The following is a 12,695-nucleotide window of genomic DNA, read 5'->3' on the forward strand; positions in this document are numbered from 1 at the left end:
CCGATAACACCAGGGAGGCGCGCTATGAACGAACATGTCGCGGGCGGCAGGCCGCCGGTCAGGTCGCAGGACGATCTGCGCACGCATTTCGGGCAAGTCAGCCCGCTGGCGGAGAAGAAGGTCCTCCACCACCTCGACAAGTTCTGCCGCGACTTCATCGCGCTGTCGCCGTTCCTCGTCATCGCCTCCAGCGACGGCAAGGGCCACGCCGACGCCAGCCCGCGCGGCGACGCGCCGGGCTTCGTTGCCGTGATCGACGACAAGACGCTGCTGATCCCGGACCGCCGCGGCAACAACCGGGTCGATACGTTCGCCAACATCCTGGCCTCGCCGGGAATCGGCCTGATCTTCATGGTGCCCGGCATCAACGAGACGCTGCGCGTCAACGGGCGGGCCGAAATCTCGCAGGAGGCAGATCTGCTGACGCCGCTGACGGTGCAGAACGTCACGCCGGTCATCGGCCTCAAGGTGCATGTCGATGAAATCTACTTCCATTGCGGCAAGGCGCTGATGCGCTCGAAGCTCTGGAATCCCGCCTCGCAGGTCGAGCGCAGCAGTTTTCCGACGCTTGGCCGGATCATCGCCGAGCAGACCGCCGCGATCGAGGTCGAGGTCGCCGAGAAGACGATGGAAGAGGCCTATCGCACCAGGCTGTACTGAGCTTGATCCCGCGAATTCGTCGCTGAATACCTGGGAGCCGCGCCGCCCTGCGCGGCCGCGGCGATCGCGCGCGCCTCCGGCTCACTCCGCCGCAGGTGACATTGTCGACGGCGGGCCCTTGGCCGATGGCCGGCCATGCTGTTCGTTCGGCGTCAGCTCGTGGTCGGCGTGCGAGACCACGAGGCGCCTGCCGAAGCGCCAGAACAGATTGCCGATGTCGTCCATCACCATGAACATCGCCGGCACGAACACCAGCGACAGCACCGTCGAGAACAGCAGGCCGCCGATCACCGCGAGCGCCATCGGCGAGCGGAATTCGCCGCCCGCGCCGAATGCGAGCGCCGACGGCATCATGCCCGCGACCATCGCGATCGTGGTCATCACGATCGGACGCGCGCGCTTCATGCCGGCGTCGATCATCGCGTCCTCGCGGGTCTTGCCGCCGCGGATCGCCTCGATGGCGAACTCCACCAGCATGATGGCGTTCTTGGTGACGATGCCCATCAGCATCAGGATGCCGATCCACACCGGCGTGGTGAGCTGCTTGCCGGTGAGCAGCAGCGCGCCGATTGCGCCGCCGATCGACAGCGGCAGCGAGAACAGGATGGTGATCGGCTGCAGGAAGGTGCCGAACAGCAGCACCAGCACCGCATAGACCATCATGAGGCCGGCGGTGATCGCGGTGGCAAAGCCGTCCGACAGTTCGGCAAGGCTTTCGGCGTCGCCGGACGGTGAGACCTTCACGCCCTTGGGCAGGCTCTTCATCACCGGCAGGTCGTAGATCAGCTTGGTGGCGTCGCCGAGCGCGGCGGTACCGACGAGGTCGGCGGCGACGGTGGCCTGCCGCTCGCGGTCGTAGCGGTTGATGCTGGTCGGTCCCTGGTCGAGCTGGATGTCGGCGACGACGGAGAGCGGCACGCCGCCGCGTTCGCCGCGCTGGCCGAGCGGCACCCGCAACTGCTCCAGCATCTGCAGGTCGCTGCGCGCGCTGTCCTCGAGCTGGACCCGGATCGGCACCTGGCGGTCGCCGGCGTCGAACTTCGCCAGCGCCGGGCCGACGTCGCCGATGGTGGCGACGCGGATGGTCTGCGACAGGCTTTCGGTCGAGACGCCGAGCCGCGCCGCAAGTTCGGCACGCGGGCGGATGCGGAGCTCGGGGCGGTCGAGCGCGGTTTCCGAGATCACGTTGGCGATGATCGGAATCCGCTTCATCTGCGTCGCCAGCTCGCTGGCGACGTTGTTGACGATGTTGCTGTCGGTGCCGGTGACCACCAGCGAGATCGCGCGCAGGCCGTTCTCGTCGAGGAACCAGTAGCGGATGTCAGGGACGTTCTCGAGCTCCTTGCTGATCGAGAGCTCGAGTGCGCGCTGGGTGATCTTGCGGTCGGCCTTCGGCGTGTAGTTGATGATTAGCGCGGCGCGGCGGACCTCCTGCGTGCCGGGCGGCACGCGGCCGCCGTCGACGAACACGCTCTTCACCTCGGGCCGCTTGCGCAGCCGCGCCACGATCTCCTCGGTGACCTTCTCGGTATAGGCAAGCTGCGAGCCGGGCGGCAGCTCCATCGCCAGCAGCGAGCGCGCGGTGTCCTGCGCCGGCAGGAAGCCCTGCGGCAACAGCGTGATGCTCCAGATCGACGCGGCGAATACCGCAAAGCCGATCAGCACGGTGACGTAGTGGTGCTTCACCGACCAGGTGACGAGGCTGTGATAGCCGCGCAGGATGCGGCCGGGCGGCGGATCGTCGTGGTCATGGTGCTTGAGGAAATACGCCGCGAGCACCGGCGTCACGAAGCGCGCGGCGAGCAGCGAGAAGAACACCTGCACCGACACGGTGATGCCGAATTGCTTGAAGAACTGCCCGGCGATGCCGGACATGAAGCTCGCCGGCGCGAAGATCGCGATGATGGTGAGCGAGATCGCGATCACCGCGAGGCCGATCTCGTCGGCGGCTTCGAGCGCGGCACGGTAGGGCGTCTTGCCCATCCGCATGTGGCGGACGATGTTCTCGATCTCGACGATGGCGTCGTCGACCAGGATGCCGGTCGACAGCGTGATGGCGAGGAAGGAGACCAGGTTAAGCGAGAAGCCGAGCAGGTCCATCGCCCAGAACGCCGGGAAGATCGACAGCGGCAGCGACACCGCGGCGATGATCGTCGCCCTGATGTCGCGCAGGAACAAGAGCACGATGATGACGGCGAGGATCGCGCCCTCGAACAGGGTGGAGATCGCGGCCTCGTAATTGCCCTTGGTGAACTCGACCGAGGTGTCGATCAGCTTGAGGTCGACGTCGGGATAGGCCGCCTTCAGCGCCTCGATCCGCTTCTGCACCGCGGCTGCGACCACCACGTCGCTGGCGCCCTTGGAGCGCTTGATGCCGAGCGCTACCACCGGCTCGCCGTTGAAGCGGGCGAAGGTGCGGCGGTCGGCGATGGTGTCGGTGACGGTGCCGAGATCGTCGAGCCGGACCTCGCCGCCGCCGAACAGCGGGATCATGGTGCCGGCGAGCTCGTTCAGCGTCTTGGCGCCGGCCAGCGTACGGATCGCCTGTTCGTTCTTGCCGATCCCGGCGCGGCCGCCGGCGACGTCGACATTGGTGCCGCGCAGGATCTGGCTGACATTGACCGCGGTGAGCCCCATCGCCTGCAGCTTGTCGGGATCGAGCGAGACCAGGATCTCGCGCTCGACACCGCCGATGCGCTCGACCTGGGCGACGCCGCGCACGCCCTGCAGCGCGCGCTTGACCACGTCGTCGACGAAATAGGACAGCTGCTCCGGCGTCTTGCCGGGCGAGATCGCGGCATAGGTCACGATCGGCAGGCCGATCACGTCGACGCGCTGGATCAGCGGCTCGGTGACGTTCTGCGGCAGGTTGGCGCGCACCCGGGTCACGGCGTCCTTGACGTCGTTGAGCGCGCGGTCGGTGTTGGTCTCCAGCGCGAACTGGATGGTGGTGACCGAAAGGCCGTCGGTGATCGAGGACGAGATATGGCGCACGCCCTCGACGCCGGAGACGCCGTCCTCGATGGTCTTGGTGACCTGCGATTCAAGTTCCGACGGCGCGGCGCCGAACTGCGAGACCGCGACCGAGATCACCGGGATGTCGGCGCTCGGCAGCCGCGTCACCGCGAGCTTGGTGAAGGAGACCCAGCCCAGCACCAGCAGGATGATCGAGAAGACGATCGAGGGAAGCGGGTTCCGGATCGACCATGCCGAAATGTTCAAAGCCATTGGTGTGTCCGATTACCGTGACCGAGTGCGATCGAGTTCGTCGGCGAACATGGTCCTGATCTGGTCGCCGTCATGCAGCGAGGTGCCAGCGTCGGCCACGACGATTTCGCCGACGTCGAGGCCTTCAAGGATTTCGGTCGAGGTGTCCGAGGTCAGCCCGACGCGCACCCGGCGCGTCTCGACCGTGTTGCCCTTCACGACCTGCAGGGTCAGGCGGTCGATCGCGGTGCGCGGCACCGCGACGCCGCAGGAGCGCTTGGCGTCGATATTGGCGCGCGCGAACATCCCGACCTTGAGCGTCGGGTTGTTGTTCAGGGAGATGCGGACGTGGCCGAGCTGCGTGGTGCGGTCGATCTGCGGCGAGATCTGGCGCACCTTGCCGACCATGTCGGGCGCATCGTCGCGGCTGATGCGTACCGTGGCGCCGGGATTGAGTTTTAAAAGCTGGAAGCCCGGCACCTCGGCGTCGAGCTCGATCTCGTTGCCGATCGAGATCTTGAACATCGGGGGCGCCTGCGGGGAGGCCGGCGCGCCGGCTGCGGTGCGCACCTCGGTGACGAGGCCGGCCGCCGGCGCGCGCAGCGAAATCGGCTTGGCGTTACCCTGGGCGGCCTGCTGCGGCGGCGGCGTGAGCCGCGCCAGTTCCTGGTTCTCGGTGACGGTGTCGCCCTCGCGGACCAGCACGTCGGTGACCTTGGAGCCTTCCTGGTCGACGTTCACCTGCGCCTCGCGCCGCGGCACGATGAAGCCGGTCACGCGGACCATGTCGGAGAAGCAGGCATTGGTCGACTTCGTCACCACGACCAGCGCCTGGCCCGGCGTATCCTTCTCTTCCGGATGGGAGCGGTGCTCGAACGCGTAATAGGCGACCGCGACAGCGATAAAGACGACGGTTCCAAGCGCGGGCTTGAGGTACTGGGAGAAATTCATCGCCACATCAATCCAGAACTTGCATCCAGAACTCTAATCCCGAACCGTGGCGCGCCATGAGCGCCCGTCGAAGGCTCATCCGCTCGCCACCTTGTTGCTTTGAGCATGCGGACCCCGGGTGCCATTGTCCCGGATCATGCTCTGTCGTCATGTGCGGCGGGTCACCAGGAATTGCCTCCGGGCTCGGCCCAAAAGCAAATGCGCCCCGCCGGGGTGCGGGACGCATTGTAACCTCAAAAACGCGGCATGCCACGGCCCATCGCTTGCCATCATTTGGCGGCGGTGGCCTTGTTTTCCATGTTCACGACCTGCACGCGGCGGTTGACCTCCGCCAGCGGCTGGGCCGGGTCCTTCAGCTTGCTCTTGCCATAGCCGACGGTGACGAGATCGGTGCCGTTGATGCCGTATTTGTCGACCAGATAGCGCTTGATGGCGTCGGCGCGGCGCTCGGAAAGACCCTGATTGTATTCCTCGCCGCCGGCGGCATCGGTGTGGCCGGCGACCACGAAGGTCGAGCCCTGCAAGTCGGGGTTGGTCAGGGCGCGGCCGAGCGCCTGCACCGAGGGCAGCGATTTCGCGCTGATATCGGCGGAGTTGTAGTCGAAGTTGATCTCGAGATCGATCTTCGGCTTGTCCTTGACGATGGTCGCGATCTCCTCGCGTTCGGCGGAGGACAGCGAGCGGGTGGCGCGGCCGCGGACGCTCTGCACGAATTTGGCCTGGTCGGCGTTCAGCCCGGGCGCGGTCTGCGGGCCGACCGATAGGCCGCGGGTCAGCGGCGGCTTCTTCTCGGGCGTCAGCGCCCTGAGGATCTGATCCTCGGTGACGTTGTCACCGGCGCGGGCCGCCGCCATGCCAAGCGACAGCGCGGCGCCGATGGTCACGATCGAAAGGATGGCGGCTTTTCCGGACGGCTTGAACATGTCGGCCCCTTCTGCGCGCGGTCGGCGCGGTTCCAAATCACGCTGAAATCGATGGCCGGCTATGGGCTCCGGCACCCTCTGCTGCTTAGTCGCCGGATTCCGCCCGTGGTTCAAGGCCGGAGCGGACAGGCTGCAATCCCCTGTCACTGGACGCCGTAATCGGCGAACTCCTTGACGATGTTGGGATCCATCGCCTTGGCATTGGCAATGTCGAGATCGCCTTCCGCGACCGAGCCGTTGCGCTTCTTGGCGAGGCCGCGTCCGTATAGCGAGGAGGTCAGCCGCGGGTTGATCTTCAGCGCGGCGTCGAAATCGGCGATGGCGTTCTTGTTCTGCCCGCTCTTCAGGTTCATCAGCCCGCGGCTGTCGAGCGCGTCGACGAAATTCGGGCGCAGCCGCAGCGCCTCGTTGCAATCCTTCAGCGCCGCCTGCAGGTCGCCGATCACGGTGCGGACCCAGCAGCGGTTGTTATAGGCCTCGACATCCTTCGGGTTCAGCCGCAGCGAATTGGTGAAGTCCTTGACCGCGAGATCGTAGGCGCCCTTGCTGGCAAAGACCTGGCCGCGGCGATACAGCGCAGCCGCATCGTCAGGGTTCTTGTCCAGTTTCTCGTTCAGGCTCTTGATGGTCGGATCGTCGGCCAGCACCGGGGAATTGCTCGGTGCCGGCGTTGGTGTCGGCTGGATCACCACCGGCGGGGGAGCCGCGGGTGGCGGCAGGACGACCTCGGGCGGCTTCGGCGGCGGCGAGGCGGGCGCTGGCGTAGCGGGCGGCGTCGTTGCGGGTGCCGTCGCAACCGGCGGCGGGGTCGGCGCGGCCGCCGGGGGCGGTGTGGTCGCGGGAGGCGGCGCCGGCGGAGGCGAAACCGGCGGTGCCGCCGCCACCTCGGGCGAGGGTGATGCGGCCGGCGCGGGAGCCGTGCCCGACGGCTTTGCCGCGCCGGCGGGGATGAAGGAGAAATCCTCGGCCAGCGATGATGAAATCCACGGCACCTGCTCCTGGCGCGAGGCCCGCGTGACGCCGACCCGGGTGCGGTTCAGCGTCTCCTCGGCCATCAAATCGGGGGTGCGGATTTCCTTCAGGAGTTCCCGCACGAACAGGCTGTGATCGCTGCCATTGTCCGAGACCACCGACGACAGCGCGGCCGAGTACATCACCAGCGTACCATTCGGCGCGATGACCGGGGCGAGGCCGGCCGAGAAGCTGCGGAACCGGCGCTCGAACGGGTTACGTCGGGAGGCGTCGACCAGGGCGATCTTGACCCCGGCGCCGCGGCTGTTGATCTCGCCAAGCGCGGTCTCGAGGCTGAAGCCGTCGCGGCGAACGTCGGCCTCGGCCCAGATCTGGGCGTCGACCGGGATCATGTAGCTCTGCCGGTTCGACTGGATGCCGTAACCGGAGAAAAAGATCAGCGCGACCGAGCCCGGCTTGATCTTGCTGTAGAGCCGGTCGAAGGCGCGGCGCATGCCGTCGCCGGTCAGGTTCTCGCCGACCTCGACGGCGAAGCCATCGCGCTTCAGCTCGTCGGCGACATCGCGCGCGTCGTTGATCGGCTCCTTCAGCGGCGCATCGGCGTCCGGATATTTGGCGTTGCCGATCACAAGCGCGAAACGCTCGCCGGTCGCGAAGGAGGGCGCGGGCGACGCGATCGAAAAAATCAGCGTGGCGAGCAATGCGAGGCAGATTTTCATGATCGCGGCAATCCAGATCGCGGCATTCCAAATGAAATGGCGCCGGTATCAGCTTGCGCCGCGGCGACCTTACTCTAGCGAAAACCCATTATCAAACCGCCGCAAAACCGCGTCAACGGCCTGTGGCACCACTGCAAATTGCAACGACTGGCGCGAGGCTGCGGTGCAGCAGTTGCGCGCGTGGCGCCCGTCATGATGCACCTTTCGGCAGGCCGATCATGTGACCGCTCTAAAATGCCGAAAAACAACCCCATGCAAAGTAGCCCGCGGCTGCCGGCGTTCACACGGCGACTTGACACGTCGGGCAACTCACCGGTATTCTTCCATTATTCCGAAGCCGTGCAGTGCCTCTCGCCCAAGGCCCGGGCATAACGAGCCATCGGGCGTGGCCGCTAGCCACATGCGATGGCCTGCCCTGTCATGCGTGCGCCACAGGTCCCCATGGTTTGACCTTTGGGCGCGGCGATGGCTTTGTGTGCAGGACGGCAAGCCATTCAAAAGCCCCTGCAAAAAAGAGCAAAACCAATGGGAAACGCCTACGAGATCTACGCCCTGCGCTATGCGACGATGTCGCCGCGCACGCCGCACCTCAATTTCCTGGTGCCCGATCCGCACGACACCACCGCACAGGACCTGGATTATTTCGTCTGGCTGGTCCGCGGCCACGGCCGCGACATTTTGGTCGATACCGGCTTCAACGCCGAGGAGGCCAAGGCGCGTGCCCGCAAGCTGACGCTCAACCCGGTCGATGCGCTGGCCGGTTTTGGCGTCAGTGCCGACGCGATCCGCGACGTCATCGTCACGCACCTGCACTATGACCATGCCGGCAATCTCGACCGCTTCCCGAACGCCCGCTTCCATCTGCAGGAACGCGAGATGAGCTACGCGACCGGCCGCTGCATGTGTAACGGCATGCTGCGCCATCCATTTTCGGTCGAGCACGTCACCCAGATGGTGCGCCATGTATATGGCGAGCGCGTCACCTTCCATTCCGGCGACGGCGAGGTCGCGCCCGGCGTCACCGTGCACCGGGTCGGCGGCCATTCCGACGGCCTGCAGGTGGTGCGGGTCGAGACCGCGCGCGGACCGGTCGTGCTGGCCTCCGACGCCGCGCATTATTACGCGAACCTGCACAAGCGCAGCCCGTTTCCGATCGTCTACAATGTCGGCGACATGGCGCAGGGCTGGGAGACCGTCGAGCGACTCGCCGGCCATCCGGACCGCTTCATCCCCGGCCACGATCCGATCGTCAGCGAGATCTATCCGCGCGCCAGCGACAAGGTCGATGCGTTCGCGCTGCACCTCGTGCCGTCGCGCTCGTTTGCGAAATAGCGGCGCCGTTTGCGGCGCCGATCCTTCAAGAAACGTCAAGAAGAAGCAGCGATATGACCGACTACAACACTCTCGGCTTCATCGGGCTCGGCGTGATGGGCGAGCCGATCTGCCGTAACCTGGTCAAGAAGAGCGGCAGGCGCGTGATCGCGTTCGACCTTGCGGCCGAACCGCTGCAGCGCCTGCGCGGCGACGGCGCCGAGGTGGCGGCGTCGGTCGCCGACGTCGTCAGGCAAAGCGATCTCTTGTTCCTGTGCCTGCCCAGCGCCAAGCACGTCCGCGCCGTGTTCGAGGGCGACGGCGTCCTGCGCAACATCAGGAGCGGCCAGGTCGTGGTCGATCTCGGCACCTCCTCGGTCAGCCAGACCCGCGATTTCGCCGGACAATTGCAGGCCAAGGGCGCGGCGTGGGCCGATGCGCCGATCGCGCGCACGCGGCAGGCGGCGCAGGACGGCACGCTCAGCGTGATGGTCGGCGCGGCGCCGGCGCTCTATGCCGCGATCGAGCCGCTGATCCGCTGCTTCGCCACCGACGTCACCCATTGCGGCGATGTCGGCGCCGGGCAGGTGACGAAAATCCTCAACAACATGGTGCTATTCGAGACCGTGAACGCGCTGGCCGAAGCCGTCGCGGTGGCGAAGCACAATGGCGTCGATCCGAAGCTGTTGCTCGAGACGCTGTCGAAGGGCTCGGCGGACAGCTTTGCGCTGCGCAACCACGGCCTGAAGGCGATCGTGCCGGGTGTATTTCCGGAACGCGCGTTCTCGACCGAATATGCGCTGAAGGATTTGTCCTACGCGCTGGAGCTGGCGGCAGATGCCGGGATCAAGATCCGCGGCGCCGAGTTGATCGGGACGGTGCTGCAGGAGGCGATCGACAAGGGATCGAAGGATAATTATTTCCCGGTGATCGCGAAGCATATCGATAAGGCGTAAATTCCCTCCGCCGTCATTGCGAGGAGCGAAGCGACGAAGCAATCCATCGTCCTGCATGCGCGGATGCATGGATTGCTTCGCGGAGCCTGTCATCGGGCGCGCGTTCGCGCGACCCGTTGGCTCGCAATGACGGTGGAGGAAGCAGCGCAGCGAACACAACTCCATCTCCGTCACCCTGAGGTGGCCGCTTCTTCAGCGGCCCTCGAAGGGTCGACGGCCACCAGCGGGGCCGATTCATCCTTCGAGGCTCGCAAGAGCTCGCACCTCAGGATGACGGACCTCAGGATGACGGATTGCGTAGGAGCACCTGCGCCTAATACGCTTCCTTCGCGTCGGCTTCCTCGCTGGTCTGCACCAGCTCGAGGCTCTGCTCGACCTTGCCGAGCAGGCGTGCGAGATCGCGGCGTTCCTGGGCGGAGAGGCAGGACAGAATCTCCTGCTCCTTGCGCAATAGGCGCGGAATCAGCTCCTCGTAGAGTGCCTGGCCTTTTTTGGTCAGCCGCAGGCGGAATTCTCGGCGGTCGTCCTCGTTCTCGACGCGCTCGACGATCTCGCGCTCCATCAGCGCCGAGACGGCACGGCTGATGGTGGATTTATGCGTGCGGGTGCAGTGCGCGATGTACTGCGCGCTGCAGGGATCGCTGCGAAAGCCGAGCGTGGCGAGCACGCGCCATTCCGGAATGTCGAGGCCGTAGCGCGCCTGATACTCGCTCGACAGCGCCGAGGAGACCTCGGCGGCGAGCCGGTTCAGCCGGAACGGTATGAAGTGAAAGAGATCGAGGCGCTTTTTCCCCGCCGCGACATCGTCGCGCGGGTCCGCCTCGACCGCGGCGCGCGGCCGCAGCGGAGGCTGGCCAGCAGTGGTCCTTGCCAAGAATCTCTCCAATTTGAGTTGACGGCGAGCCCGACTGGGAGTTTAAGATAGTTGCAAGTGAGACTAATTTAGCAAGGTCGCGGTCCGGTCGCAAGGTCTTGGTAGGAAGACTGTCACACGGGACCCGACGGCCGGCGCCACGGGAACATCCAGGGTCACGCGCATGGCAGACGCCAATACGGCACAGGCCAGAACCCAGTTCGGCTATCGCCGCCATCCCGATCAGGACCGCACGGGCGCCAATATGGCGGAGCACCCGGTTGTGGTGGTCGGCGCGGGGCCGGTCGGCCTGTCGCTCGCGATCGATCTCGCGCAGCGCGGCCAGCGCGTGGTGCTGCTCGACGACGCCGACCGAATCGGCGAAGGCTCGCGCGCGATCTGCTTCTCAAAGCGCTCGCTGGAGTTCTGGGATCGTCTCGGCGTCGGCGACCGCATGGTCGACAAGGGCGTGGTGTGGAGCGTCGGCAAGATTTTTCACGGCGCCTCGCAGCTCTATCAATTCAACCTGCTGCCTGAGGAGGGCCACAAGCGGCCCGCCTTCATCAACCTGCAGCAGTTTTACGCGGAAGCCTATCTGGTCGATCGGGTCGAGCAATTGCCCGAGATCGATCTGCGCTGGCGCAACAAGGTGACCGCGCTGGAGAGCCGCAATGATGGCGTCGCGCTGACCATCGCAACCCCCGACGGCGCCTACCAGGTGCATGCCAGCTTCGTCGTCGCCTGCGACGGCGCCCGCTCGTCGCTGCGCCAGATGGTCGGTGCGGACTTCGCGGGCCAGGTGTTCGAAGACCAGTTTTTGATCGCCGACGTCAAGATGACCGCGGCGTTCCCGACCGAGCGCTGGTTCTGGTTCGATCCGCCGTTCCATGCCGGACGCTCGGCGCTGCTGCACAAGCAGCCCGACGACATCTGGCGCATCGACCTGCAGCTCAATCCGGATGCCGATCCGGTCGCCGAGAAACGGCCGGAGAATGTGCGGCCGCGGATCGAGCGCATGCTCGGCCACGACAAGTTCGAGTTCGAATGGATCTCGCTCTACAAGTTCCAGTGCCGGCGGATGGCAAAATTCATCCACGGAAGGGTAATCTTCGCCGGCGATTCCGCGCACCAGGTCTCGCCGTTCGGCGCGCGCGGCGCCAATTCCGGGCTCGAGGACGCCGAGAATCTGGCGTGGAAGCTCGATCGCGTGCTGCGCGGCGCCTCGCCGGAAGCGCTTTTGGAGAGCTATCACATCGAGCGCAGCGCGGCGGCGGACGAGAACATCCGCGAATCGACGCGCTCGACCGATTTCATGGCACCGGTGACGCGGCAGGAGGCGCGGCTGCGCGAGGCGGTGCTGTCGCTCGCCAAGGATACCGAATTCGGCAAGCGCATGGTCAATGGCGGCCGTCTGTCGGTGCCGTCGGTCTATGACACGCCGCTGTCGAGTGGTGACCGTGACGAATGGCGCGGCGGCCCGCGGCCGGGCGCCTCGATGCCGGATGCGCCGTTGATCGAGCAAGGCGGCGGTTCCACCTATCTGACCGACGTCTTCATCAGACAGGGAACACGCTTCACCCTGCTGGAGTTTTCCAATGGCGCCGCCGTTGATGCGCCCGAGGGCGTCGGCTCGATCCGGATTGGTGGCGAAGGCGGCCTGGTCGATGCGCAGGGTTTTGCCGGCAAGCGCTACGACGCCAAGCCCGGCACCGCCTATCTGCTGCGGCCGGACGGCTACGTCGCGGCGCGCTTCCGCAACGCCGAGCGGCCGGCCATCGATGCGGCGCTGGCGCGCGCATCCGGGCTGAATTGAGGTTTGGCGATGGCGCTGTCGACCAGTTCGAACTTTGCAAAGCCCGACGACGCCTTCCGCGCCATCGTCGAGGCGCATCGCGGCTTGACGGATGCGCAAAGCGCCGATCTCGACGCCGCGCTGGTTCTGGTGCTCGCCAACCATATCGGCGACATCGACGTGCTGCGCGAGGCGATCGCACTGGCGAAGCGCCGGATGCCGGACGCGAGCCAGCAGCAGCAACAGCAACAACAGCAATAGTCACGAATAGACGAACAAGATGAATCAAATCGAGCCGCAGCCCCCACTTCACCTCGCCCCGCCTGCGGGGAGAGGCGTAGGCCGCCTCCG

The 12,695-nt window shown here is 66.0% G+C and carries 10 protein-coding genes; 5 read left to right on the top strand and 5 right to left on the bottom strand.

What is annotated here, in order from left to right:
- The first annotated feature begins 24 nt into the window (after window positions 1–24).
- Window positions 25–660 (top strand): pyridoxamine 5'-phosphate oxidase family protein, encoded by a 636-nt coding sequence (locus XH93_RS02380; protein ID WP_194472242.1) that lies wholly within the window; start codon window positions 25–27, stop codon window positions 658–660.
- 81 nt (window positions 661–741) lie between these two features.
- Here XH93_RS02380 and XH93_RS02385 read toward each other — a convergent pair whose 3' ends face one another.
- The 4 genes from XH93_RS02385 to XH93_RS02400 all read right to left on the bottom strand — a co-directional run bounded on the left by XH93_RS02385 (window position 742) and on the right by XH93_RS02400 (window position 7,432).
- Window positions 742–3,888, bottom strand: a complete 3,147-nt coding sequence (locus XH93_RS02385; RefSeq protein ID WP_194472243.1) for an efflux RND transporter permease subunit — start codon at window positions 3,886–3,888, stop codon at window positions 742–744.
- 12 nt (window positions 3,889–3,900) lie between these two features.
- The gene (locus XH93_RS02390; protein WP_194472244.1) at window positions 3,901–4,818 is read right to left on the bottom strand and encodes an efflux RND transporter periplasmic adaptor subunit; all 918 of its coding nucleotides are present in this window, start codon (window positions 4,816–4,818) and stop codon (window positions 3,901–3,903) included.
- A gap of 269 nt (window positions 4,819–5,087) precedes the next feature.
- Complete coding sequence (locus tag XH93_RS02395) at window positions 5,088–5,741, bottom strand: OmpA family protein (RefSeq protein WP_194472245.1); 654 nt, start codon at window positions 5,739–5,741, stop codon at window positions 5,088–5,090.
- A gap of 143 nt (window positions 5,742–5,884) precedes the next feature.
- Window positions 5,885–7,432, bottom strand: coding sequence for a caspase family protein (locus XH93_RS02400; protein WP_194472246.1), 1,548 nt, complete (start codon window positions 7,430–7,432; stop codon window positions 5,885–5,887).
- A 525-nt stretch (window positions 7,433–7,957) separates the two neighbouring features.
- Between XH93_RS02400 and XH93_RS02405 the strand changes: the two genes are divergently transcribed.
- Together XH93_RS02405 and XH93_RS02410 are read left to right on the top strand one after the other, a co-directional pair.
- The gene (locus XH93_RS02405) at window positions 7,958–8,764 is read left to right on the top strand and encodes an N-acyl homoserine lactonase family protein (RefSeq protein WP_194472247.1); all 807 of its coding nucleotides are present in this window, start codon (window positions 7,958–7,960) and stop codon (window positions 8,762–8,764) included.
- A 53-nt stretch (window positions 8,765–8,817) separates the two neighbouring features.
- Entirely contained in the window at window positions 8,818–9,699 is an 882-nt protein-coding gene (locus XH93_RS02410; RefSeq protein WP_194472248.1) for an NAD(P)-dependent oxidoreductase, read from the top strand.
- A 313-nt stretch (window positions 9,700–10,012) separates the two neighbouring features.
- Here XH93_RS02410 and XH93_RS02415 read toward each other — a convergent pair whose 3' ends face one another.
- Window positions 10,013–10,543 carry a MarR family winged helix-turn-helix transcriptional regulator gene (locus XH93_RS02415; RefSeq protein ID WP_246799774.1) on the bottom strand — a complete coding sequence of 177 codons (531 nt, stop codon included), beginning with the start codon at window positions 10,541–10,543 and terminating at the stop codon, window positions 10,013–10,015.
- A 193-nt stretch (window positions 10,544–10,736) separates the two neighbouring features.
- Here XH93_RS02415 and XH93_RS02420 point away from each other — a divergent pair, with 193 nt between their 5' ends.
- Together XH93_RS02420 and XH93_RS02425 are read left to right on the top strand one after the other, a co-directional pair.
- Window positions 10,737–12,365: an FAD-dependent oxidoreductase gene (locus XH93_RS02420; protein WP_194472250.1), complete on the top strand. Its 1,629-nt coding sequence runs from the start codon at window positions 10,737–10,739 to the stop codon at window positions 12,363–12,365.
- Window positions 12,366–12,374: 9 nt separating this feature from the next.
- Window positions 12,375–12,605, top strand: a complete 231-nt coding sequence (locus XH93_RS02425) for a DUF2783 domain-containing protein (protein ID WP_194472251.1) — start codon at window positions 12,375–12,377, stop codon at window positions 12,603–12,605.
- The last annotated feature ends 90 nt before the right edge of the window (window positions 12,606–12,695 follow it).

Source organism: Bradyrhizobium sp. CCBAU 51753 (assembly GCF_015291565.1).
In the GTDB taxonomy this organism is placed as follows: domain Bacteria; phylum Pseudomonadota; class Alphaproteobacteria; order Rhizobiales; family Xanthobacteraceae; genus Bradyrhizobium; species Bradyrhizobium ivorense.

Coding starts and splice junctions, on each gene's coding strand:
- XH93_RS02380 (WP_194472242.1), top strand. CDS start 25: ATGAACGAACATGTCGCGGGCGGCAGGCCGCCGGTCAGGTCGCAGGAC.
- XH93_RS02390 (WP_194472244.1), bottom strand. CDS start 4,818: ATGAATTTCTCCCAGTACCTCAAGCCCGCGCTTGGAACCGTCGTCTTT.
- XH93_RS02420 (WP_194472250.1), top strand. CDS start 10,737: ATGGCAGACGCCAATACGGCACAGGCCAGAACCCAGTTCGGCTATCGC.
- XH93_RS02395 (WP_194472245.1), bottom strand. CDS start 5,741: ATGTTCAAGCCGTCCGGAAAAGCCGCCATCCTTTCGATCGTGACCATC.
- XH93_RS02425 (WP_194472251.1), top strand. CDS start 12,375: ATGGCGCTGTCGACCAGTTCGAACTTTGCAAAGCCCGACGACGCCTTC.
- XH93_RS02405 (WP_194472247.1), top strand. CDS start 7,958: ATGGGAAACGCCTACGAGATCTACGCCCTGCGCTATGCGACGATGTCG.
- XH93_RS02400 (WP_194472246.1), bottom strand. CDS start 7,432: ATGAAAATCTGCCTCGCATTGCTCGCCACGCTGATTTTTTCGATCGCG.
- XH93_RS02410 (WP_194472248.1), top strand. CDS start 8,818: ATGACCGACTACAACACTCTCGGCTTCATCGGGCTCGGCGTGATGGGC.
- XH93_RS02385 (WP_194472243.1), bottom strand. CDS start 3,888: ATGGCTTTGAACATTTCGGCATGGTCGATCCGGAACCCGCTTCCCTCG.